This window comes from Vogesella sp. EB (genome assembly GCF_001037925.1).
In the GTDB taxonomy this organism is placed as follows: Bacteria; Pseudomonadota; Gammaproteobacteria; order Burkholderiales; family Chromobacteriaceae; genus Vogesella; species Vogesella indigofera.
Genome location: NZ_LFDT01000001.1, coordinates 247251 through 270638 on the forward strand (window position 1 = coordinate 247251; position 23388 = coordinate 270638).

At 56.7% G+C, this 23388-nt stretch carries 28 protein-coding genes and 1 tRNA gene; 10 read left to right on the forward strand and 19 right to left on the reverse strand.

Features of this window, described 5'->3' with window-relative positions; all coding sequences use genetic code 11:
• Window positions 1–9: 9 nt before the first annotated feature.
• From ACG97_RS01185 to ACG97_RS17080, 14 genes are all read right to left on the reverse strand, one after another.
• Window positions 10–543 (reverse strand): hypothetical protein, encoded by a 534-nt coding sequence (locus tag ACG97_RS01185; protein ID WP_047965464.1) that lies wholly within the window; start codon window positions 541–543, stop codon window positions 10–12.
• Window positions 544–554: 11 nt separating this feature from the next.
• Window positions 555–848, reverse strand: a complete 294-nt coding sequence (locus ACG97_RS01190; protein WP_047965465.1) for a hypothetical protein — start codon at window positions 846–848, stop codon at window positions 555–557.
• Window position 849: 1 nt separating this feature from the next.
• The gene (locus tag ACG97_RS01195; RefSeq protein WP_047965466.1) at window positions 850–1854 is read right to left on the reverse strand and encodes a major capsid protein; all 1005 of its coding nucleotides are present in this window, start codon (window positions 1852–1854) and stop codon (window positions 850–852) included.
• A 70-nt stretch (window positions 1855–1924) separates the two neighbouring features.
• A complete protein-coding gene (locus ACG97_RS01200) occupies window positions 1925–2263 on the reverse strand; it encodes a head decoration protein (protein ID WP_047965467.1) in 339 nt (112 codons plus the stop codon).
• Entirely contained in the window at window positions 2260–3405 is a 1146-nt protein-coding gene (locus ACG97_RS01205) for a head maturation protease, ClpP-related (protein WP_047965468.1), read from the reverse strand. The genes ACG97_RS01200 and ACG97_RS01205 overlap by 4 nt, the downstream gene beginning before the upstream one ends.
• On the reverse strand, window positions 3402–4895 hold the full coding sequence (locus ACG97_RS01210; RefSeq protein ID WP_047965469.1) for a phage portal protein: 1494 nt from the start codon (window positions 4893–4895) through the stop codon (window positions 3402–3404). Before ACG97_RS01210 ends, ACG97_RS01205 begins: the two co-directional genes overlap by 4 nt.
• Complete coding sequence (locus ACG97_RS01215; protein ID WP_047965470.1) at window positions 4892–5104, reverse strand: phage head-tail joining protein; 213 nt, start codon at window positions 5102–5104, stop codon at window positions 4892–4894. Before ACG97_RS01215 ends, ACG97_RS01210 begins: the two co-directional genes overlap by 4 nt.
• Before the next feature lies 1 nt (window position 5105).
• Complete coding sequence (locus tag ACG97_RS01220; protein WP_047965471.1) at window positions 5106–7055, reverse strand: phage terminase large subunit family protein; 1950 nt, start codon at window positions 7053–7055, stop codon at window positions 5106–5108.
• Window positions 7052–7621 carry a hypothetical protein gene (locus ACG97_RS01225; protein WP_047965472.1) on the reverse strand — a complete coding sequence of 190 codons (570 nt, stop codon included), beginning with the start codon at window positions 7619–7621 and terminating at the stop codon, window positions 7052–7054. The genes ACG97_RS01220 and ACG97_RS01225 overlap by 4 nt, the downstream gene beginning before the upstream one ends.
• Before the next feature lie 310 nt (window positions 7622–7931).
• Window positions 7932–8495, reverse strand: a complete 564-nt coding sequence (locus tag ACG97_RS01230) for a hypothetical protein (protein ID WP_156167837.1) — start codon at window positions 8493–8495, stop codon at window positions 7932–7934.
• Between the two features lie 83 nt (window positions 8496–8578).
• Complete coding sequence (locus tag ACG97_RS16810) at window positions 8579–9574, reverse strand: hypothetical protein (protein ID WP_053068021.1); 996 nt, start codon at window positions 9572–9574, stop codon at window positions 8579–8581.
• Complete coding sequence (locus tag ACG97_RS01240) at window positions 9574–9810, reverse strand: hypothetical protein (RefSeq protein ID WP_047965474.1); 237 nt, start codon at window positions 9808–9810, stop codon at window positions 9574–9576. Before ACG97_RS01240 ends, ACG97_RS16810 begins: the two co-directional genes overlap by 1 nt.
• A 128-nt stretch (window positions 9811–9938) precedes the next feature.
• On the reverse strand, window positions 9939–10397 hold the full coding sequence (locus ACG97_RS01245) for a phage regulatory CII family protein (protein WP_047965549.1): 459 nt from the start codon (window positions 10395–10397) through the stop codon (window positions 9939–9941).
• A gap of 88 nt (window positions 10398–10485) precedes the next feature.
• The gene (locus tag ACG97_RS17080; RefSeq protein ID WP_082133600.1) at window positions 10486–10833 is read right to left on the reverse strand and encodes a YdaS family helix-turn-helix protein; all 348 of its coding nucleotides are present in this window, start codon (window positions 10831–10833) and stop codon (window positions 10486–10488) included.
• An 83-nt stretch (window positions 10834–10916) separates the two neighbouring features.
• On the opposite strand from ACG97_RS17080, the gene ACG97_RS01250 reads away from it, so the two are divergent.
• On the forward strand, window positions 10917–11642 hold the full coding sequence (locus tag ACG97_RS01250; RefSeq protein WP_047965475.1) for a S24 family peptidase: 726 nt from the start codon (window positions 10917–10919) through the stop codon (window positions 11640–11642).
• Between the two features lie 56 nt (window positions 11643–11698).
• On the opposite strand, the gene ACG97_RS17085 is transcribed toward ACG97_RS01250, so the two are convergent.
• Both ACG97_RS17085 and ACG97_RS17090 read right to left on the reverse strand, forming a co-directional pair.
• Window positions 11699–13708, reverse strand: a complete 2010-nt coding sequence (locus tag ACG97_RS17085) for an ATP-binding protein (protein WP_082133601.1) — start codon at window positions 13706–13708, stop codon at window positions 11699–11701.
• A 56-nt stretch (window positions 13709–13764) separates the two neighbouring features.
• A complete protein-coding gene (locus ACG97_RS17090; RefSeq protein WP_082133602.1) occupies window positions 13765–15618 on the reverse strand; it encodes a hypothetical protein in 1854 nt (617 codons plus the stop codon).
• A gap of 300 nt (window positions 15619–15918) precedes the next feature.
• On the opposite strand from ACG97_RS17090, the gene ACG97_RS17750 reads away from it, so the two are divergent.
• Window positions 15919–16836, forward strand: coding sequence for an ORF6N domain-containing protein (locus tag ACG97_RS17750; protein ID WP_162198988.1), 918 nt, complete (start codon window positions 15919–15921; stop codon window positions 16834–16836).
• 170 nt (window positions 16837–17006) lie between these two features.
• Window positions 17007–18263, forward strand: coding sequence for a Fic family protein (locus tag ACG97_RS01265; protein WP_082133603.1), 1257 nt, complete (start codon window positions 17007–17009; stop codon window positions 18261–18263).
• Window positions 18264–18396: 133 nt separating this feature from the next.
• Here ACG97_RS01265 and ACG97_RS01270 read toward each other — a convergent pair whose 3' ends face one another.
• A complete protein-coding gene (locus ACG97_RS01270) occupies window positions 18397–19116 on the reverse strand; it encodes a hypothetical protein (RefSeq protein ID WP_047965478.1) in 720 nt (239 codons plus the stop codon).
• Window positions 19117–19576: 460 nt separating this feature from the next.
• On the opposite strand from ACG97_RS01270, the gene ACG97_RS17440 reads away from it, so the two are divergent.
• The 6 genes from ACG97_RS17440 to ACG97_RS01290 all read left to right on the forward strand — a co-directional run bounded on the left by ACG97_RS17440 (window position 19577) and on the right by ACG97_RS01290 (window position 21286).
• Window positions 19577–19807, forward strand: a complete 231-nt coding sequence (locus ACG97_RS17440) for a hypothetical protein (RefSeq protein WP_156167839.1) — start codon at window positions 19577–19579, stop codon at window positions 19805–19807.
• 22 nt (window positions 19808–19829) lie between these two features.
• Entirely contained in the window at window positions 19830–20003 is a 174-nt protein-coding gene (locus tag ACG97_RS17445) for a hypothetical protein (RefSeq protein WP_156167841.1), read from the forward strand.
• Between the two features lie 112 nt (window positions 20004–20115).
• Window positions 20116–20448: a hypothetical protein gene (locus tag ACG97_RS01275; protein WP_047965479.1), complete on the forward strand. Its 333-nt coding sequence runs from the start codon at window positions 20116–20118 to the stop codon at window positions 20446–20448.
• 15 nt (window positions 20449–20463) lie between these two features.
• Window positions 20464–20769 (forward strand): DNA-binding transcriptional regulator, encoded by a 306-nt coding sequence (locus ACG97_RS01280; RefSeq protein ID WP_047965480.1) that lies wholly within the window; start codon window positions 20464–20466, stop codon window positions 20767–20769.
• A complete protein-coding gene (locus tag ACG97_RS01285; protein WP_047965481.1) occupies window positions 20766–20957 on the forward strand; it encodes a hypothetical protein in 192 nt (63 codons plus the stop codon). Before ACG97_RS01280 ends, ACG97_RS01285 begins: the two co-directional genes overlap by 4 nt.
• 41 nt (window positions 20958–20998) lie before the next feature.
• Window positions 20999–21286 (forward strand): AlpA family transcriptional regulator, encoded by a 288-nt coding sequence (locus ACG97_RS01290; RefSeq protein ID WP_047965482.1) that lies wholly within the window; start codon window positions 20999–21001, stop codon window positions 21284–21286.
• Here ACG97_RS01290 and ACG97_RS01295 read toward each other — a convergent pair.
• Together ACG97_RS01295 and ACG97_RS01300 are read right to left on the reverse strand one after the other, a co-directional pair.
• Window positions 21283–22281 carry a site-specific integrase gene (locus tag ACG97_RS01295; protein ID WP_047965483.1) on the reverse strand — a complete coding sequence of 333 codons (999 nt, stop codon included), beginning with the start codon at window positions 22279–22281 and terminating at the stop codon, window positions 21283–21285. The genes ACG97_RS01290 and ACG97_RS01295 overlap by 4 nt on opposite strands.
• Window positions 22282–22433: 152 nt before the next feature.
• A tRNA-Leu gene (locus ACG97_RS01300) sits at window positions 22434–22518 on the reverse strand.
• Window positions 22519–22676: 158 nt separating this feature from the next.
• On the opposite strand from ACG97_RS01300, the gene ACG97_RS01305 reads away from it, so the two are divergent.
• Complete coding sequence (locus ACG97_RS01305) at window positions 22677–23366, forward strand: Bax inhibitor-1/YccA family protein (RefSeq protein ID WP_047965484.1); 690 nt, start codon at window positions 22677–22679, stop codon at window positions 23364–23366.
• Window positions 23367–23388 lie beyond the last annotated feature (22 nt).

The following is a 23388-nucleotide window of genomic DNA, read 5'->3' on the forward strand; positions in this document are numbered from 1 at the left end:
CAGGGGGTCCTATTTCGTCAGCTTGCTGACTTCCCAACGCAGCTCCTGCGCCAGGATCTCGAACAACCGCTCCTGCGCCCGGGCAGCAACAGCGCGAAAAGCACGCTCGCCAGCCTCATCCCACTCAAACCGTACCTGCTCGTACGGCGTGCGCGCGCGCCCAACCCGGCGGAACACCCCGCCATCGTTCGGGCTGCCGCGTTTACTGCGATACAGCCACGCACCGTCAAAGCGGTGCCGGCCGACCGTGACGCCGCGCCGGGTCTGGCGAGCCTTGCCGAGGCGGGCGGCCTCGATCGCGTTGATACCCAGCCAGACCTTGCCCTCCTTCGCCGAGCGCAAGAAGAAGTACAGCCGCTGCTTGAGCACCTTCTGCGGCACCTTGATCTCGCTGGAAAGCGAACGGGCGACATGGGTTTTAATCCAGTCGCCCGTCTTGCGCAGTGCCCGCCGCCAGGCATTGCTGACCGCCACTTGAGACAGCCCGTTGACCAGCTGCAGCACGGGGCGGATGTCAATTTCGGCCTTGATCGCAACTGGCATGCTCTCTCCTGCTATTTGGCTCGCAGTACCAGCGTGCTGCGGCCGGTACCGTCCGGCTCGATGCTGACGACGGCGTAGTCACCCTGCCCCATCACCTGTACCTCGGCGCCCTTGCTCACCCCGACAGCATCGGCATCCAGCACCACCAGATGTGGCTCACGGATGCTGGTATTGAGCTTGCCCAGTGCCGGCTGCAGCCACGGTGCGTAGAACATGCCGGAGACCGGCTTGCCCTGCACTGTGGCGGCATCGCCCAGGACGTCGAATACCGTAGCGTCGATGTCGGCCATTAGGTCACGGAACATGTCAGGCTGCTTTCAGTTTCAGGCGGACCACGGCTGCCGGGCGGGTGTTCAGGTTCAGTACGTTGGACTGGGACAGCATGTCCACGCCCTTGCCGTGCTTCAGCAGCTCCAGCGAGGTGTAATACGGCAGGCCCATGGTGCCGACGGCATCGACATGATCAGCCGGCGCGAAACGGGTAATGAACATGTCCGGCACACCTTCCGGCACCACGTAGGCCAGATCCGGATCAATAAAGGCGATGGTGCCGACCTTGCCGGTATAACGCTCCCACACCATGCCACCGAACTCAATGGTGTCGCGTGGATCGCCGCGCAAGGCGGCTGCCTGCGGCCCGTACTTGAAGGTTTCTTCCAGGTACTTGTTGGCCACCAGCGCAGCCCAGATGTTCTTGCCGCAGAACACGCGCACACCGGTGCTGGAAGCCGAGCCCAGCGCCGCTTCGACGGCTTCCACCACGGCCAGGCACTGGCCACGCAGGTTCGGCCCCATCGCACTCAGGTTGATTTCGATCTCGGTCTGAACGATCTGGAAGTGCTGGTAGGTATCCAACAGTACACGCTGGCCATCGGCATCCATCACCAGCCCCTTGATGGCACCAATGCGGTGGTACTCGGTAGTGGCATCCAGCTGGCGCTTGTGCTTGTTCTGGCGCTTCGACACCACTGCCTGCACCGTTTCGACCTCGGTTTCACTGCCGAAGGCACGCAGGTTGGTCACTTCGTCGGCGCGGATGACGCTCTGTTGCGGCAGGTGGATGGTGCCAAAGTGCAGCAGGCTGCGCTTGTCACCACCGACCTGCTGGCCGGGACCGCCGCGTTCGCCAGCCGCCACCAGCGACAGGGTATTACCCTCTTTCTCGATCTCCACCGTGGTAGTGGTAATCCCTTCTTCTTCGAACAGCCCCAGCGCGGCCAGGCGGCCCGGGGTCTGGGGGCCTTCGTTGATCGCGGCAGTCAGCGTCGACAGCGAAAAGGCGTCATCTTCAAAAATGGCAAGGGTAGGCATGGTTCAGCTCCTGAAATGCAAAAGGCGCCGACCTTGCGGGCAGCGCCTTGAATGATGGGTGGCGGATGGTTTAGCGGACGACGATGAACAGACTGCCAAAGTCGAAACGGGCATTCGCATCCAAGCCGGTGAGCAGGTCGCCCTGCACCTCTGCCAGACGGCCGGTGACGACCACGCGGGTGGACTCAGTGCGGGCTGGCGCCGGCGCATACAGCACGGCAGCCGCGACACCGGCAGTTGCGCTGGCGTTGTCGTAGGGCACATACAGTTGCTGCACCGAGTCGTAAGCCAGCACCTGGCCGGCGGGCAACGCGGCACCGGCAGCCAGGTCGACGATGTCATTGCTGATCTGGCCAACGGTGGAAATCAGGTGTTCGCCGGTCCGGCCTGCTTGATGAAGGGTGCTCATACATTACCTCGCTGTGGGTTGGCCGCACGGGCACGGCGGCTTGCATAAATGTCGCGGGCCGATGGGCCCTTGTTTTTCGGGGTGGACGGATCGTCTGCCGGTGGCAGGTTGTCCAGCTCTTCGCCGGCTCCGGCCACCATCTTGTCAAACAGCCGCGCTCGGGCAGATTCCACATCCAGCCCACTGGCGATCAGGCTGTTGGCCAGATCCGGCAGCTTGGCGGTCTTGCACAGGTCGCGGATCTCGGTGGCCTGGGCCACTGCGCTGCGGATGGCACTGTCACTTGCCAGGGCGCTGACGGTGATCACACTGTCAACGGCAACGGCCGGCAGCGAGGCCTCGTTGCACAGTCTCGCCGCCAGCTTCGCCATCGCCACCGGGTCTGCCGCGGCGAGTGGCGCCGGATCAGGAGCCGGAGCTGGGGCTGGAGCCGGATCAGCGGGCGGTGTAGCGGGCTCGTCCAGCGCCTGCAACAGGGCCGGTGGCGCGTTCTTCAGCCGTCCCAGACCGGCGCGCAGGTTGGCGCTGGCTTTTAGTGGCACGAGGTCGGTGACTTCGTCCACCAGCCCCAGCGCCAGCGCTTCTTGCGCGGTCAACCAGGTGGTGTCATCCAGCATTTTGATCAGCTCGTCGGCACTCAGCGCCGGCGCCTTGGCGCGATAGCAGCCAACCAGGTTGTCGCGCACCTTGTCCATCATGTCGGCGGTGGCCCGCAGATCCTCGGCCTCGCCCATCGCAAACGTCCACGGGTTGTGGATCATCATCATGCTGTTGGCCGGCATCACCACACGGTGGGCGCCAACGGCGATGATGCTGGCGATACTGGCCGCCACGCTGTCGATACGTGCGGTAACGCGATTGCCCAGTCGGCGCAAGGTGTTGTGGATGGCAAGGCCGTCGAACACGTCGCCACCAAGGCTGCTGATGGCGATCACGATTGGGCGCTGGCCATCGTCGGCGGCCTTCAGGTCACGGATGAAGTCGGCAGCACGAATACCCCAGACGCCGATGTCGTCATACAGCTCGACTTCCAGTGACTGATCAGCAGCAAGGTTGGCCGCATTGCTGATGCGGTACCAGCTGCCGCTGGCCGCCGGCGCGGGTGCCGGGCCGTTGAAAATGCGGGGGGTTGCAGGGTTCATGGTTGTTCCTTTTTTGCGTCGTCATCACGATCATCGACGATGATTTCGCCCTGGTCGTCACGCTGGCGCGGGTCGGAGTCGTAGGCCAGCCCCAGCCCGTCGGCGCGGGCGTTATCGGCGGCGTTTTCGGTGTCGATCGTTTCGGCATCTGCGCCACGCTTGAGCGCGACTTCGCTGCGGCTGGTGAAGCCGCTGCGCACGGCCAGGCGATCCGCCTGCACGTCCTGCACCGGATGGATATACGCCCAGCCCTGCGGAACCCAGCGCGCGCGCTGGAACGGCCGAGGGTTGGCCGCATAGCCTGGCAGGCTGATGGCACCGGACAGCACCGCCATATTCAGCACCGCACGCCATACCGGCTTGCACAGCTGATGCACAAAGATGGCGTGCTGGCGCTGCTCTACGCGGCGGCGGAATTCATTCAGAATGACGCGGATCACGCGGTCGCTGATGTTGCGCAGGTCACCGGTCAGCAGCTCGTACGGCAGCCCCATACCGGCTGCGATGGCCGCCAGCTGCTGCCGCATGAAGTCCTGATAGTTGTTGCCGGCGTCGGGCGGGTCGCTGAACTCGACTTCCTCGCCCGGTGCCAGCTCCTGCATGGTTCCCGGCTCCAGCCCGACCAGCGGTGCAAAATCGGCGTCAACCTGCTGGCCCGGCTCGCCGGGGAATGCTGACTCGGCGCTTGGCTTGCGGATGAAGCCGGCAAACAGGTTGGCGACTTCTTGCCGGAACAGCACCGCGTCGTCGAACTCGTCCAGCGTCTTGAGGCGTAGCAGCACGGTGGCCAGCATCGGCACGCCGCGCAGCTGGCCGGGGCGGGTCGGCTCGTACACATGCAGCACCTGCTCAGCCGGTACCCGCACCAGGCTGTTGAAGCTGCCTTCGCCAGCACGTTCACCGGGGTGGCTCTTGTACATCCAGTAGGCAACACGCTTGCCGATGGCGTCGAACTCGATGCCCTGCCGGATGCGGTTGCCGTTCGGCGCGGTACCGGTCTTGTCGTGTGGCACGAACTCCGGCTCCAGCAGCTGGATCTGCAGCGGCACGGCCAGGCCGTCTTCCAGTCGCCGCGGACGCAGCCGGACGAAACACTCGCCGCTTTCAAACAAGCCTTGTGCAGCCAGCGCCTGCTGGCCGTAGAAATCCAGCACGCCATCTGCATCGGACTCCTCGCACCAGTCGTCCCACACCTCCTGCAACATTTGCCGGATGTCTGCATCCGGGTGCCGCGGCTTGGGTGCGACGCCGGTACCGATATGGTTGGAGACCTGCGTGTCCAGCGCCTTGAAGGCATACGGGTCATTGCGTGCAGCGTGGCGGCTACGGTTGCGCAGGGTTTGCAGGCCGCTGCCGGTGGTGCTGACCGGCCCACTACTGCCGGGTTGCCAGTTGTTGGCACGCCGCCCCTGCCCCGCACCTTCGTAACTGTTCTTCAGCCGGGTCGGCATCAGAAAGCCGCGGCCACGCAGTGTCGGGAAACCGCTCATCTGATCCCCTTTCCTGCGTGGTACAGCCGATGGCTGCGGCTACGTGACTGGCCGTTCTGCTGCGACAGATCGCGCTTGATGGTGTTACGCAGCTCGATCAGCTCCGCAACGCTGCGGTACTCAACGCGCCGGTCAGCGTATTGCACGACACGTTCGCCCCGTGCCAGGGCTTTTTCGATCGCGTCCAGCTGGGTTTGAGTGAATGCCATGTCATCGCCGTTTCAGGTAGCCCGACTGCGCCCGGCGGCGCTGTGGGGCGGGTAAAGCAGAAGACCCCGCTTTGGGGGCGGGGTCTTTTGCGGTTGCAGGGTTGGTCACAGTGGGCGGCGCCTGATCAAACAGGCCGGTCTGCGCGTACTTGATCTTGAGCCGTTCCCAGTCTGCCGCCTGATAGCGATGCAGGCCCAGGTAGTGCGCCATAGCCAGGTTGTAAACGTTCAAGTCCAGCACCTCGTTGCGCTCGGACTTCGGCTTGACCCAGTCAGTCACGGCACGGCCTTTGACGTAGCGGATCAGCTTGCGCTCGGCGGTAAGCTGATCGAAGTGCTCGGCCGGCAGGTCTTTGCTGAAGTGCTGCGCTCCCGGGCCTTCCAGTAGCTTGAAGCGGTTGTAGAGCCAGTCCTTGGCAGTATCGGTGCCGATCAGCCACAGCTCACAGCCGCCCTTTTCGGTGGTGCCACGCCAGGTGACATCGACCTTGCTCGGCCGCTGAGGCAGTACCGGCTTGCCGCGCTTGGATTCCCCCTTGATCGCCAGAATATGACGCCAGCGACGCAGGCGGCAGAACTGGTAGACCTCTTGCGTATGGTTACCGCCCGAGTCCACTGCGCCGGCCGCGATGGTCATGCGGCGGCCAGACGGGTGGATGAACTCGGCCTTCAGCTCTTCGTCCAGTGTGTCCCAGGTGCGCTGCTCGGCAGGGTCGCCCATGATCACGCGGTGGTCGATGGTCCAGCTTTCCAGCCCTTCGCCCCAGCCCTTGATCAGCAGCTCCAGGCGGTTCGCCTGGGTATCGACCGCCGCCGTCAGCATCAGCACACCGGCCGGGATAGTACGCAGGGCATAGTCTTCAACGCGAGCGAGCAGATCGGCACCGCGGGTGCGTTCCTGGGCGTTGTCCCACACTCTGGACAGCCGGGTGTTGTAGAACACCTGCATCGGCTCCGGATCACCCTTCTGCAAGGCGACTTCGGCTTTCTCGTGCTGTTTCAGCAGCGCGGCCCACGATACCCAGCCCAGCGGCATGTACAGCGCCGAAATGTGGTACGACTCGGTTTCGCCATCGCCCTCGGCCGTTGCTCGCCAGTCATCGCTGGCCAGCATGGTGCTCTTGTGGTGCTCCTCGATACAGCAGCCGTTCTCGATGCAGACATAGTGTGCGGCAGTGCGATCCGCATTCCATTTCAGCTGCTCGAACTCCAGCGTCTGGCTTTCGCCGCAATGCGGGCATGGCACGTAGTAACGCTGCTGGTTGCCTTCCTTGTACAGTTCGGCAATCCGGCTGGCACCGTCGACCGTCGGCGAGCTGGAGTAGTAAATCTTGGCGTTGCGGCCAAAGGTGGAGGTTCGCGCTTCAGCCAGCACAACCGGATCGCCCTCGTTATTGACGTTGCGATCCCATCGATCGATCTCGTCGCCGTACAGGTAGCGTGCGGACACCTCAGCCAGGTTGGCCGCAGCACCAGCCGTGGTGATCATCAGCGTACCGCCGGTGAATTCCTTGGTGTCGATCGTGTTGCGGCTATCACGGCTGCGCGGTGCCGCAACGCGGTCTCGTAACGCAGGGATAGCATCCAGGTTTTTACCAATGCGTCCGGACAGTCGTTTGGCCAGATTAAGCGAAGGCTCCAGCGCCAGGATGTTACTCGGCGCCATATGAATCAACGCACAGATCCAGTTCAGGAAAACTTGCGTCTTCAGCATCTGCGAGGCCCCCATCACCACTACGCGGCGGCAGGGGTGCTCCGGCGACAATGCCCGCATCACGCCGCGCGCATAGGGCGTGCGGTCAGTTTGGTATTTGCCTGGTTCTGCTGCACCTGCGTCGGCAGGAATGCGCTGATGCTCATCGGCCCACTGATCAATCCAAAGCGCAGGATCAGGACGCAAACCAGAAACAAAACCCTTCACATACGCGACAAAGCCGCTTGCATATTTCATTCTGTCATCGCCTTGTTCAGGTCATCTTCGCCCAGCTTGGTGACATCCTCCAGCATCTTGCGCAGGCGGTCGCTCAGCTCGCGTTCCAGCTTCCAGGGATCGGAGATCGCAGCCAGGTCGGACGATATCTGCTTGGGCAAACCCATCACCGAATCACGCAACAACCTGGCGTAGCGGTATGTGGCCTCTTCGACGACCTGCCGCTCCACCGTGTTGCCGCAGACCTTGTCATATTCAGCCTGTGCCAGGAGCGCTAGGTATTTCTCGCGACTAGCCTTGTGCGTGTAGTAGTCGGAACTGCCGCCCTGCGACTCGGCTGTGTCCGGTGCATCCGCAGTCACCTGGCTGCGGACATCACGCTGCGTGCGGGTGTCGACATGCCGCTGGCGAACACCTTCTTTCGATGGGTCGGCGGTCTTGCCGAGTTTGGCCAGCGTTGCGTCAACATCGACTGACTTGCCATCCGGCGACATGATCAGCCGCCCCTGTGATCCCAGCTTGGTCACATAGCTGGGCGACCAACCCTGCGAATCCGCAAAGGCCTTTCTGCTCAAATATGTGCGCATGGTTTCACCATCATTTCACTAGATTTCACCGTGGGTGAATTTCACTAACTTCACAGCGCAGCCACTAAAAAAGAATCGCGAGTCTCCAGCCTCGTACCGGGCGCAGAATCGCTAGGGTCCCCGTCTCTCCCAGATCGGCAGTACAAAAAGACAGCGCCCCGATCAACAGACCGGGGCGCCGCAAAGCACAACACAGAGGAGAAACGACCACGCAAACACCGCAGAAACGCAAAAAGCCCGCTTTCGCGGGCTCTTGACGGAATTTTCAGCCGTATCTGAAAACGGATATTAGTCCGGTCAAACCGGACAGTCAACACACAGCTTCAACTTCCTGGCAATGATCGATATAACCCGACGCGATCAGCCAGTCAGAAATCTTTGCCTGCGCCGCGTGCTCCACCGCCCGCAAAGCCCCGGCCACCTTGTTGTTGATTTTGCGGACCTGATCAGCCGAACAACCATACCGGCCACCAAGCATCTCGAACGTCAAACGTTTATCGCCAAAATGCCGCATCGTCAGATCAAGCGCCAGCTTCTCATGGCATGAACTGGCGGCCCCCATCGCCACACCAGACAACAACACGCAGCACCCCAGCCACTCGGCAGCCGGCGCATCCGCCATGCAGCAAGGACACGCCGCCACCCGTTCGCTGAATCGTGCCTGCAACGCAGCCGCCTGCACCTTCGGCAGATCCCCGATCAGCCGTTTGATATTGCCGGCCTCGCCCGCGCCATCCAGCCCGACCAACCCCCGGCCAGACCCGATAGACACCGCCCCTGGCACAGAAGCCCCCTTCACAGACGCCTTGAACAAAAAGGCAAACCGCAGCGCCTGACCTACCGAATCAAACAAAACATCACCAGCAACAGACATAAATTTCCCGATCACCCCTGACCGGATACCACACCAAAGCGCTGCGGCCTCTGCGGGCCTGCTCAGCGCACCACAACCAACACCTACGCGAAATCCACCACCCCGCGGCGATACTCCGCCTCAGACAAACCAGCCAGCGAAAACACCTCCTGCTTCCACAGCCCAAGAGGCACCCCCGGAGGCGGCGCAAAACCCAGCTCCATCGCCTTCAGCTCGATCCCCTTCGCCGTCAGAAACCAAGGCCGGCCGTTTGACACCCCTGCAGACCGCGCCGCAGGCGCCAAACCCTTCGCAGGCGCACGGCTGCCAGAAGCCGCCCGGAACTGCACCGCATTCACCAACCACTTGCGGAACCTCGCCTGCCAATCCGGCGACAACACCGGCCTGCTGCAGCCCAGGTAATACGACACAAACCCCACCTGCTCCGTCGCCACATCCAGTCCATAGCCCTTAGCCAGCGCCACCGCCTGCTCATCAGCCACAAAATCCACCGGCACGCGAGAGCCACGCGCCGCAGGCCGCGACACAGCACCAGCCTTGCCGCCAACACACTCACGCTTTTTACGGATAACCGGAGAAGCGGAAGTGTGCCCCTCATCGGCACCACCACCGTCAACCATCACCCCGGCACCACCCTCATCCACAACGTTGGCCGCAACCGCCAAAACCTTACCAGCACTGGCTTTCCAGCCATTCGAAACCGGCCGCTGAACACCACCGCCAGCCGTGCGCTCATTGGCCCCAGATTGGCCCCTCATGTTTTGGACAAGCTTATCCGTCAACGCACAAGGCAACTCGAAAACGAAGTTCCCGCAGTCCACCAGCAAGCCCAGCGAACACAACCGCGCAATCGCAGCACGCCAACGCTTGCGCGTCACCGGCGGCGGCGTATGCCGGCCACGCACCGCATCCACTGTCAGCAAGTCACGGAACACCTGCTCCTTCAGACGCGTCACCAAGCCCACCACACCGGACGCAAAATCCATCCGGCGGCGCAGCCCCACATACAGCTTAAGCAGATCCCCCGGCTCACCCGCCAGGCAATCCCACTCAGCATCCGTCAACACAATAGAAGGCATCACCCACCCCGAACAAAAGGCCGCGTCGCCACCCGGCGAACAGCCAAATCCAAACCCAACGCCTGCAAACGCAGCCCCAGCGCCGCCATATAGTCATCCCCATACAGCGACCTCAGCCGGCGCTCCTCGCGGCGCTTCAACTCCAGCCAACCCGCAGCGGACAACGCCGCCAAAAACGCTGCATCACTTGGCAAACGGCCGCTCTCCTGCAGCCACTCCAGCACCACCAGAGTCATTGCGGCCAACCTTGCTATCCAGCAAACGGATCAACGTCTTTAACAAAGCAGCGCCGGCCGCATGCCGATCATCCGGATGCGCACAACGCACCCGGTAAGCCTTGCGCTGCAACACCTGCAACACCGGATCAGGCCGGCGCATGACACACACCCCGGCGACGCGCCGCGCGCAGCGCACCCGCCAGCGAATGCAAACGCGTAACGTTGGCCGCAATCGCATCCTCGATCGCATCCATCTCCGACGCACTGATCCGGCCATCCGCCAGCGCAGACGCCACCTGGACGCCCACATCACCATGCGCCTCCATCAGCGACGACAACCCCATCAGCGGCGACACCTCCGAAATCGAACCATCGCAAGGCATACACACAAAACCGCACTCGCTCGCAAACGAAAACAACATCCGGAAATCACCCGACAACTGGCTGATCCGTACTGCAGACAACAACCCCAACACATGCGTCGGGATATTCGGATTCACCTGGCTGCGCAACGTCGAAGCCGCCATGCCCAGCCGGACAGCCAATGCCTCCGCACCGCCCGGATAGTCATGCACCACAGAATGAGCAACATCCAAAACAGACATGATCGACTCCCGCCAAAACGACCGTGGACGACGCGGCAACCCCGCACCTAGACTCACAGCCAGATCAAACAAATAAAAAACGCCCGGCTCAGCCGGGCAAACCCAAGCCATCAGGGGCATTGGCTTGAAAACTTGAAAGAGACAGCTGCTCGGGAAACCGGGCCGCCCTCACCCGCACCAGATCGGGCAAGGCTTCAACACCACCAGCATGGCCACACACCAGAACAGCAGCGGACTGCCAAGGGAAATCCGGCGACAACACCTCGCAGGAAATCCCCGAATGCAGCTCAATTAGCACCGCAAGCGCCGGCGACACCCGGCACTTGCCACGAAGAATCTTGCAAAGCGCAGGCTGCGAAATGCCGATCAGCCGGGCGGCAGCAGATTGGCCACCAACCGACTTCACCCATGCCGTGATAACTGAACGAGTATCCATGGCCGCAATTATACCCAAAGTTATCTAAACGACAATGCCTAATGTTGTTTGACGATAAATAACCTCAGGAATAAGCTGCAGAAATGACACGACTTGGCGAACACATCAAACTGGCGCGCGAACTGCGCGGCATGACACAAGCAGAGCTGGCGGCCAAAGTGCCGATCAGCCAGCCCGGCCTGCAAAAAATCGAGGCCGGCGGCACCACGCGCAAAATCCTCGAAATCGCCAAGGCACTCGGCCTGACCGCCGAACAGCTCAGCAACGGCGATGTCCACCTGCAAAAAGACCCCGCCAGCCAGCCACTCACCGGCAGCCAGGGCAATGCAGGCATACGGCACATCACCGTTTGGGACAACGAAGACCAGCTCCCGCAGGACGAATACATCTTCCTGCCGGCCATCGACATCAAACTCTCCGCCGGCGGCGGCTCGCTGGTCTGGCACGTCGATGAAAAAGGCCAGCGCCAGGCCTACACTCGCCGCTGGGCCGATCGCATGAACATCAACCCCGACACCGCCGCCACCATGGTCGTCAGTGGCGACAGCATGGAACCGCGCCTGCTCGACGGCGACAGTATCGTTGTCGACTACAGCCAGAACGGCCACATTATCGACGGCAAGGTCTACGCCATCGCCCTGGAAGAACAGCTCTTCATCAAGCGCCTGTTCAAGGAAGTCGGCGGCGGCATCCGCATCGTCAGCGACAACGACAACAAGCGCATCTACCCCGACAAAGTAGTCGCGCCAGAACATCTGCACCTGCTACGCATCATTGGCCGTGTGGTGGCCGTCAGCGGCGGCGTGTAAGCCGATGGCCAGACGCAAAAAAGCCCACTCGGTTGAGTGGGCTTTTTAAATTTTTGCTAAGCATCAATCTCTGAAATAATGTCATTAAAATCAGTTACCGGCTTATTCTGCAGAATATCAAGCTGGGGAATAAACTTTGAGTGCGTCGCAAGCAAATACTCCCTAGAAGAATCCGAATCAACTTCATAATTAAGTTGCTTATTAATATATAATAGTTTTGATTTTGCCTCGTTGATTATATCAGACCATGTCTTTACCCAGGCGGTCACTTGAGTCCCATTGTCCGGCTCAAATATCAAGCCAAAAGGCTTGTTTTTTTGAGTTGCTTCACTTCTTGCATAATCATCAATTTCATTAGAAACAGCCAAAAAAGTCCATCGAACCTTTATACCATGAAACCGCTCATCACTAGATACCGCCATTGCATATTTTTTAATTTGCGTAATAACATCGGAATCTATTTTTTTTGATGGCCGTTTCAATTCAACTATAAGATAATCATACTCCCCAGCCCTAGGACTAATAGCCTTGTGCAAGAGTAAATCAACACGCCCCGACCTTCCATCACTTAGCTCAATCGGATCTAATTTATCTTCTCTTTCACCGAGTAAATGGATATGCTGCTGAAGAACATTTTCAAGACTTTTCTCAGATCCTGCAAGCGTGAATTCCTCATTAAAAATCCATGCCTCAGAATTTAGAATCTTGTGCAGCTGATCCCTTTCGAGTAACTTCTTCTTTCCTTCCTTGTCAAATATAACTTGATGCAACCCATCAAGAAAGTTTAATCTATTAGAAACAACTTTTGCAGCACTTATTATTGAGGAAAGTGTTGTTTTTTTTAACAAACCAGCAAGATCATCTTGCGCCTCTTTTTTTAACCCCAAAACTTCATTTATAATAACTTGAACAGATTCTGGATTTTGCTTTATTGCCTGAGACAATAATTTGAATGTGAATTTCTTTGACTTGACATCTGATTTTTCAAAATTCGGCAAGTAATTTTGCACATTGACAGCAATAATATCAAAGACTTGTCTTTCGGCCACCTCAACAGGCCCAATGTCATCTTTATCTTCATAGGGATAAATTTTCTGTTTTTTCCATTCAGCAACAACTTCACTACTTTTCTCTGCCAAGCGTTCACGAAAGTGCGCTCTAACTTTTGAGATAGCATCGTCAATCAATTGCTGAGCATCACGATCAAGTTCCGCCACATCCAAGAGATTGGCTTCATCAAGCTTTTGGAAATAATCTGAATTTATATAAACCGTAAAATTAAAACCTGGCGCTCGAATATTTTTTTTGCTAGAAATCTCATGCAAAACAAATCCGCTCCTACTACAAAGATGAATTGTTCTGTCAGTTCTAGTTTTCCATTCAACAATAGAAACAATAACTTTATACTTATCATCAGTTGCTTGATATAGATCGTAATTATAAACCCCAACTTGAGCATCTTTTGGGTTTATGATATCACCATCATAAACAAGCGTTGTTTCAGGATAATCAACAAGGTAAGTTGCAAATAGCTTTGCTAAAGAATTTTTAGCCGATCCATCCTGGAGAGATGTAAAATTTTTTGATAATCCACTTACTACAACTGTAGTACCACAAACGGCTGAATCAACAACCACAGGCAATGTTATCTGAAAATCATCCAATTCATTTGCAACACCCACAATCGTATAACGATAATACACATCATCTAACTTATATACAGTATGCCACTCAACCTTCTGCCCAAGCGAGAAGGCTTTAAAGCGACCTCGTCCATTTCGCCCATGTAGCATTCGACCTTGGTTTTTAATTTTTAATTTCTTCCAAGAACTACCCAAACTCCCAAAAAGTCCCTCAACATTTGAAAAATCAATGCCAGAGCCAAAATCTTGAACTGTAATGGAGTGCAAGCCGTCCATCTCATCATACTGAAGAGAGACCTCAACCTCATCAGAGCCAGAATCAAATCCATTCCAAATCAACTCAGCCAAGGCAGGCAAAGGCCTTGATGATGTTGTTACCGATTGAATAAAGTCTTTCTGTGCAACAACTTTAATTTTTCTCATTAATATTCCAGTTGGTCATCAATTAAATTAACAAGATACTAGCGCTAAAAATTAGATTAACCATCAGACACAGCACCGCCATGCTCTGTCTTTGAATCATTTTTTTCAAAAGATGCGAGTTTTTCTTTTAGCATTTCATTCTCTCTTTTTAATCTATTAATTTCCAACTCTTTTTTATTTTCCTTTTTAGGGATATTGAATAGCATTTCCAGTTCGTCCTTATAAGGCATCAGAGGCTGATACAGCTTATGGAAAGCCGAGCCAACGGCGCCACGGAATAGCATTAATTCAGGACTACCAGAACCAACATTTAAAATATGTGTTGTCGCAATGCCTGGATATGGATCTATGTATACAATCTTACTAATCCCAAGTTGATATGCTTTTTTAGCACACAACTCACATGGACTAGCAGTAGTAAACAAAACCCCACCTTTAAGCATTTGCCCACCATGCTTTGAAATTTGGAGAAATGCGTTCTCTTCTGCATGAAGTGAGCGTGTATGCACTTGGTTTTTCTCGCCCTCTATGCTGTTTTGCATATCTTTAAAGCAAAATGCCAAATTACGACCATTCTTTTCAGCTTTCGGTCTAATTTCAACATACTTACTCACTAAATGCTCTCGAAAAATCCTATCATTTTTTTCATAAAAACTATATGCAAAACTATCGGAACCATCTAAAAGATTCTCCGCGCTCCTTAATAAGCATGGAACCTGTCCTTGAGCTGTGTTATTCCAGCCGACGGCCTTTGTTGCATATGAGCTATCAGTTACTACTGCACCAACTTGTCTAGAAATACAACCTGAATTTATTTTTACGCCATAGGCAATTTGCATGCAACTTTCAATAGAAGTCGGCATCACAAGCCCAGGATGAAGCATTAAAGCGACATACCACGCTAGCTGACTGGCTAACTCACTTGTTGCAAAATCTGAATGTTTTGGGTTGTTTATATGAACATCCGCAATTTCTATGCACTTCTGTATATTCTGTGAACAGTATTTTTGATAGCCAACAAGCTTTTCAGGATACTCCTTGTCATCCAGCGCCTTTATTTGCAAATCAGTGAACTTATGACTTTCCTTTAGATGCTTTAGTCTATTTTCGTTTTTTGTGTTAATAGAAACCAAATAAAAGCCGGCATATCTATCACGCAAAAAAGTAGCCTCATATGGATTCCTAATTGCATCGATAACAATAAAGCACGACTTTTTATCCTTGCCAAAATAGTGCCTAGCCGATTTAATAACCTTGTTTATCAAGTTGGCAAAGGAGAATAGCTTGGATGGATTAAATGATTTTGAATTCACCTTGCCAGATGCACGAATATTATCACCAGCCAGTTGGTAAATTGCCGTATAAGCCGCAGGACTTAACTTGCTCAGTATGCTTTTTATTTTATCTGAAAAAATCGGCAAGTATTTGAAGTAAAATTCATAAGCAGCTTCTTTCTTTTTTGCGATTTCATCAGAAGAATTCTCTGGCATATCATGCATGGACTTGGCTTTTAAAAACGCCTCATCATAATTAGCTTTAAATTCATCAACCTGTACCCCAACCTCCACCAATGGAATTTCTATTGCTTGAGATACAAAATTCTTAAATTCAGCAAAATTTAAATCAAGTATACATCTTGTAATAACACTTCTAACTTGCAGAACGACAAAAGGCCGCCATTGTTTTTCAAGAAATTTTTTTATAATTCTATATTTTCTCTTTTCATTGCCTTCGTAATGAGAGTCACCAGAGTCTGGAAGCTTAATATTTTCAGAACTCAAAATATTCGCACTTGTTGTGCATCCAGAGCCAGTTCGTCCCGTCAAACCAATCACAACGAATTTCTCAGAATCGTCCAGTAAATTTTTAGTGGCTTCAGCAACCTTATCCGCTACATTCTCTTTTTCCATTTTACCCCCTAAAATTAGTAGCTTACGATCTTGACAAAAATCTAATTTAATAACTATGATCTACCTGACCCGTTCAATCACGGGTCACAGGTTTGGCGACCTGGTATTCAACGGCAGACAAAGCCGCCCATGCGGCTGTTTTTGTCTGCGGCGTCCGTACGCGTCCTTTCTATGGCGGGTCGGGCGGGGAGACCTTCGGGTCTGCCGGTTTCGTTGAGCCGGTTCGCCAACCCCGTTCGGCTTGCCACCCCCGTTTGGCGACGTGGGTGGCGGATAAAACCGCTATCAACGGAGGCCATCATGGCTGCTCAATCCCTTGTTTTTCAGAACATCGCATTCGACATCACCGACCATTGCGGCCAACCTTGGTTAAGGGGCTTCCAAATTGGAAGTGCCTTGGGCTACAAAAATCCATCCGCTGACATTCCAAAACTTTTCGAACGAAATGCAGATGAGTTCAGTGACGACATGACCGCACTGGTTGAGCTGGATACAGCCGGCGGCAAACAGTCGGTACGGATCTTCTCGCTGCGCGGCGCTCACCTTCTTGGCATGCTGGCCAAAACCGATCAGGCAAAGGCATTCCGTCGTTGGGTACTCGATGTGCTAACGCAAAAGCATAATTCCGACGATTATATTGTGTCGTCATCGCAACTGTCTTCGGATGTAACGAAATTTAACGGCCAAGCGGTACTGACTGTGCGAAGGTTGGCCGCTTGCTTTGGTCTAAGCCCAACTGCGATCCGCGACTACGCCCGCGAACACGCCTCGCACCTGCTCGAAAACACCCACTACTTCCAGCTCACCGGCGAAACGCAACGCCACTTCCGCCTCGATAATCGCAGCTCCCCCGATACGCCATCACGCAACCAGCCCTCCCTCACCGTCTGGACAGAGGCCGGCGCGCTGCAGCTGGCACAATGCATCTCGCCCACCTTCGCCACCCAGGCTATGCCAGCCGTTCAGCGCTATCTGTACGCCGCAGCCCCGGCACAGCCCGGCACCGTGCGGCCAACCTTGGCCACGCCCCCTGATGGCAGCCGCCTGCTGCTAAGCACAGACCGCCACGGCAAAATCCAGTCTGAGCCGGTACCGCTGGATGCCTTCGTCGTCCGCCGCGAAGAACTGGCCGCCCGCATCGCGGCACGCGACGAAATCTGGACACGCGCCGAACTGGCCGCCATCCTCACCGCCGCGGCAAATCGCCTGGCTGGCTGAAGCTCCGCGCCAGATGCAAAAAAAGCCGGACAGCGAGGACTGTTCGGCTTTTTCGATCAAACATCGGCAGAAAGATCGGCAATATTTCGTCGCCACCTTCAAGACTTCGCCAGTAAACCATTGTTGATACTGGTTTATACTCGTCAAAACATCGGCAGAAAGATCGGCAAATGACCGAAGGAAAACTGGAATTTTACGATCATCCATCACAAATGGAACCCATGGTGATCGAAGACTCGCGCCCGCTATTCGGTGAGCTGGTGGGGTTGGCTCATGACCTGTGCCTGGAGTCGGCACGGCTTGATGCCAAGATCCACAAGCAGACCGCGCGCGGACTGGCGGAGTTGGTTTCAGGGATGAACTGCTATTACAGCAACTTGATCGAAGGCCACAAGACTTTGCCGATTGATATCGACAAGGCAATACAGGACACGGCGCGCTTTGGCGCAGACAAAGACCACCAGAGCCTGGCACGTGCGCATATCGTGGCGGATCGCTGGGCGAGAAGCTGGCAGCTGACACAACACAATCTGCCTTTCTTCCTGCAGGAGACTCACCGGCTATTTTGTGATCACCTGCCCACCATAATGCTCATCCTGGAAGATGGCTCGGTGATGACGCCGGGCGAATTCCGTCAGCGCGAAGTGCGAGTCGGGCGCCACGTGCCACCAAAGAGCGAACACCTCGGCGTGTTCCTGAGCCGCTACACCGAGGTGTACGGCCGGCGGCTGGCATGGGCAGACAAGGGCGGCATTTCCCGGCTGACCAGCATTGTTGCCACATTAGCCGCTCACCACCGCCTGGTGTGGATTCACCCGTTTGCGGATGGCAATGGCCGCGTTGCGCGCATCACACTGGATGCCATGCTCAGAGCCTGTGGTGTAAACGGCACTTCGCTATGGTCAATGTCTCGCGGTCTGGCCAAGCAGGCCGACACCTACAAATCACTGCTGGCTCAGGCAGATGAGCCACGTCATGGCGATCTGGATGGCCGCGGCAACCTGACCGAACGCGGGCTGGCGGAGTTCTGCCGCTTTGGCCTGCAGGTTGGCGTTGATCAGGCCAGGTTCATGGCCAGCATGTTCGATCTGGATAGCTTCGGCGCCAGAGTAGACACGTACTTCCGACAAATTCGCAGCACCATGCTGCGGCCGGAATCAGCCTACCTGTACATGCATGCCTTCACCATGGGCGAGTTTGAGCGTGGAGAAGCCGCACGGCTAACCGGCTTGAGCGAGCGCACAGCACGTACCGTACTAGGCCAGCTGGTCACCGAAGGCTTTCTGGCTTCAGACACCCCCAAGGGCAAGGTTCGGGTCGGCTTTCCAGTCCACGCCATGTCTTTCCTGCTGCCAAACCTTTACCCGCATGGCGACATCGACGTCACAGAGCAGACCTTACGGGCGCTGCATGCCAAAAAAGGCTGACAACATCCTGCTGGCCACCGGGAGGATGCAAACGGAACCTTCACTGCCGGCAGCATGACAGCGGCCAACCTGGACGGCTGGCCTGCTGCTCCAGACGCAAAAAAGCCGGACAGCGAGGGCCGTCCAGCTTTGTCTATTTCACGTCGGGCTTTGTGCCCTTGCTGGGGCTGGTACGCTCGTGCAGCAAATACCAGTCATTCTTGCGCGGCATAACCTTTACGCCCTGTGCCGTGTACAGAACGATATTTTTATCAGTACTGCCAACCAAAACCCCCTCATACAGTACCTTGCCCTTCGCGTCCGTAATCTTGACGCAATTTCCCCAGCCATCGCTGGTTTGGCGATGACACCCTAACGCATTGAAATCCGATATTTTTTCCTGAGCATCGTCACGACCTTGCTTCGATGCAGACAGGGGGATTTGCCACCAAAACAGAGCCATGGTACCGACTGCGGTTAAAAGCAACACAGCCGCATAGGAAATCGCCACCGTCATGATTGATACAAGCGTTACATCGTTCTTACTCGGGTGAAGCCATCGCACGAATCGGTTCAGTAGATGATGGCTGGGCAAGTTTGCCAACCAGCGGATCAGTCGTAGTAGCCCGTAGAGCCCCACCCATCCCGCCGCCACATATACAAGCATCAACAGCGGTCGCTGCCAGTCAACAAAGCTCACCAATGCCTCTGCCACCTTGAGCAGAAAGATGCCAACCAGTTTGTATGCATGCACATAGAGGACAGATGTGCTGACCGGCAAGTCCTCTACCCGAACGCCAAAGGCCTCCACATAGCCTTCGTAGTAGTACGTCCCGATAAGAAAGGCACCAGGCGCGATGATGGCAGTCAGCACGGCCCACAGCTTGACCTGATAGAGAAAGCTGGATGGCTGCTGGATGCTGCTTGCACTGGAAGAACGCCTCCGCCTTCGACGGTAAGTTGGCTTGCCCACGTTATTGCCCTATCGCTTGAGTAGTTAATTGGCATGTTAATCGATAAGTCACACCTCAACCCACAAGCCTGACCCACGAATAGCAGTCCGACTACCAGCCCCCTCAACGCCGGCGTGACACTTTTGCCACATCGCACCACCACAAAAATAACAACGGTTATTTACAAAATAATCCTCATGGCTATAATGACACCAAGTTAACCATAGTTATTAACCAACCGACTAACACCCCTTCAGCCTGGGCAAACGCTGCGCCTCACTGCGCCGCGCGGTGGTGGACTAGCCAACCCCACCCGCCCTCGCCCATGCCGTGCACGCTTCACCGCACCGCGCCGAAGGGGACACCAACAAGGAGGCCGCCATGTCCCGAATTTGTCTGCTGTTACTGCTGTGCCACCTGCCCGGCCTTAGCCATGCAGAGTGGAACAAGCGCGCCGTGCGCATCAAGGCGCCCACAGCGCAGAACCTGACGAATGAGCAGCCTGCTCGCGGTGAATATCGCCAGATCGTGGCGGCGCGCCGGCCTGCTGCCTCATGCCTGGAAATTTTGACGCCAAGTGCGGGCAGCACGCCTGTCTGGGCATGTCCTTGAAGCAAGGAAAACAGGGAGAGCAATGATGCAACCGTCTTTCAAAGAAACCCTGATCGGCCATGTGCCGGAGGCGCTGGCGGAGCAGTTCCGCGAGCGAGGTTACAGCCTTCGCTTCATCGGCTGGGGCATGCTTGGCCTGCCGGTGCACGAGGTGCGCAAGCTCCAGCGGCCACAGCCGGCCGGAAAGGTGGCGTGATGCGCGCGGAACTTAAGCAGGATCTGCTGGCCATGGGAAAAGCCTTTACACGCGGCATGGGCACCTGCGCCGCGTTCATCGCCCTGCTGACCTTGGCTGACTGGATTGCGAGATGAATACGCTACATGTCGACACCCTGATCCGGCTGGGCGAGCAGTTTGCCCACGCTGTAGCCACGCTAGCAGCCCACAGGAAGGACTTTGACCGCGCAGACCAGCTAGTAGACCACCTGTCGCTCTGCGGCGTGCCAGCGGTCGCTGTGCCGCCCAGCTGGCCACTAACTGCCTACGCACCGCTGATCGTCGTCAACAGCATCGAGCATGCCGTGCCGGCGATAGAGGCCACCGGCCACATCGTCATCAACAACCAGGGCAAATATCTGATCAACCCGCCGGAGGGTGCCACGATCGACGCATTCACATTCCGACTGGAACAACGCACCTAACAACAGGAGAACACCATGAACTTTGCCACCATCGCCGACCCTCGCGAGATCCGTCACAACCTTGGCCTGAACCAGAGTGAATTCTGGAGCCGCGTCGGCGTTACCCAGTCCGGCGGCTCTCGCTACGAATCCGGCCGCAACATGCCAAAAGCCGTCCGCGAGCTGGTACGCCTGGTGCACGTCGAGCAGATCGATCTGGCCAAGGTGAACAACACCGACCTGGCCGTGATGGAGTACCTGAAGAAAAGCCACGCCGATCTGTACCAGAGCCTGAAGAAAGCCGTCCAGGCACAGCAATCAACGGCAGGCAGCGTGGCATGAGCCGCGACCCGCGCAAGCAACCACAGCCGGGAGACGTGCTGCGCCGTTTCGGTGTAACGCGACACGTCACCGGCGTGCTGCAGAACCAGCGCGGCACGCTGACCCATGTGCAATTCAATCAGGATCAGCAAACCACGATCAGCGCCTGGCGCAGCTGGGCAAATCAGGATTGCGAAGTGTTGGGTTAACGGTCGACACGCACCGCAACCATCTTGGAAAGGAAAGCAGAATGAATTCGACGATCGACACGGCCGAGCTGGTGCAGAGCATCAAGCAGCTCATCTACACGCTGGCCACACCGCGGCCGGTGATTCCGGCAGACAAGCAGCTTTGGGATGCCGCCGCTTGCGCCGAATACCTGGGCGTCAGCTCGCAGCACTTCATGCAGCGGATCGCCGTCAGCCCCGATTTTCCGCGAGCGATCAACATCGCCACCGGCACCAGCCGCAACCGCCGCTGGAAGGTCGCCGAAATCATGCGCTGGGCGGATGCCCGCCAGGAAAAGAAGCGCGCCTAATCCAGCAGCGCCACCACGTCGGCCATGTCCGGCGCGTAGTAAGTGTTTTGCAGTATCCGCAAGTCACGATGACCACTGATTTTCGCCAGGGTCATCACATCCACTTTCTTGGCCAGCCGGGTCAGTGCCTCACGCCGGCTGTCATGAAAGTGCAGATCCTCGATCAGCGCCTGCGCCTTCGCCTTCCTGAACAGCGAATCCAGCAACGAAGGCCGCAGGCCGAACACCGGCCCATCCGGTACCGCCTCCATCACCTGCCTCAGCAGGCGCACCGCCTCGACAGATAGCGGCACATCCCGGGCATGGCCGTTCTTCGTCATCGCCAGGTGCGTCAGACGCCGATCAAAATCGATCGACTCCCGCGTCAGGCCGCAGATCTCGGAAGCCCGCATACCCGTCTCAATCGCAAACAACCACGCCGCACCAACCCGGGCAGTCATCAGAAACGGGGGCATCTCGTGGTGATAGCCGGTGGCCAGCAAAATTGCCTCCGACTCCAGATCAGTCGGCCGGCGAGTGCGCGCCTTCGCCGCCGCCGGCTTGGTCAGGGAATCAAGCGGGCTCGATTTGATCCAGCCCCACTCCTTCACCGCAATATTCAGCGCGTGCTGCAGCAGCGCCCACTCGCGACGAACACTGGCCGCGCTGACCATCTTCAGCCGCTGATCACGCCAATCGGAAAAGTGATGATTGCTGAGGCTGGCCAGCTTCACCGCCATCAACACCGGGAACTCGCGCTGGTAGAGCGCGATGCGCATCTGCTCCGCCCGCTCGCCACGTTTGCGCGGCGAAACCTCCTCAGCGTAGCGTGCAAGCAACTCGCCAAAGGTTTTGTCCGGGATCAGGCCAGCGGCCTGCGCAGAGATTTCGGCTTCTTTCTTCACCGCCCAGGCTTCCGCCTCGCGCTTGGTGCGGAAACCTGATTCAGACAGGCTTACCCCGCCCTTGCGAATCTTGACGCGCCACGCGTCACCACGTTTCTCATACGTCGCCATGGGACAAACCTCGGGACAAATATGGGACACATGGTAGCGTTAAATTGTATTTTCTTGGGGGATTTTGCATTTTGAGTAGACAACAAAAAACCGCCGAAACCTTTGCTGTGCTTGGGTTTGAGCGGTTTAGTGTTTTCCATGAAGCAATGTAGTGGTGCGAAAGGAGAGACTCGAACTCTCACGCCTCGCGGCGCTGGAACCTAAATCCAGTGCGTCTACCAATTCCGCCACTTTCGCGACTCACTGCCTTGCTTCAGCAGAGTGCGCATAATAGTAGACAAGCCCACGCTAGGCAAGATCCCGCCCCAAATATTTTTTGATGGCGAAACTATCCTACAGGTATATTGTCCATGACCTGCATTACCCAAACAACAACAGCAAGGAGTCTCTTCGCCATGCAACCCAATTTGCACACCGCCTACCAAAGCACTGCACTGAGTGGCAGCCGTCACAAGGTGCTGCGCAATACTTACGCCCTGCTCGGCCTGTCGATGATACCGACCGTCATCGGCGCGGCAGTGGGCGCCAACATGAGCTTCGCCTTCATGGCAGGCAGTCCGATCATGAGCATGATCGCCATCCTGGCGCTGTTCTACGGCCTGACCTTCGCCATCGAAGCCAACCGCAACAACGCACTGGGCGTGCCGCTGATGCTGCTGTTCACCCTGCTGATGGGCGTCCTGCTCGGCCCCTTGCTGCAAGCCGCGTTCAAGCTGGCCAATGGCTCGCAGCTGATCATGGTTGCCGGTGGCGCGACCACGCTGGTTTTCGCCGTGATGGCTGGCATCGCCACCACCACCAAGCGCGACCTGAGCGGTATGGGCAAATTCCTGATGGTCGGCGCCATCGTGCTGATGGTGGCGGTGGTTGCCAACATCTTCCTGCAGCTGCCACTGATGTCGCTGGTGATTTCCGCCGCCTTCGCGCTGTTCAGCTCGCTGATGATCCTGTGGCAAGTCAAAACCATCGTTGACGGTGGCGAGACCAGCTACATTTCCGCGGCGCTGGGCATCTACATCAGCATCTACAACCTGTTCACCAGCCTGCTGCACCTGCTGATGGCTTTCGCTGGCGACCGCGACTAACCCCGCCCCGCCTACAACAACG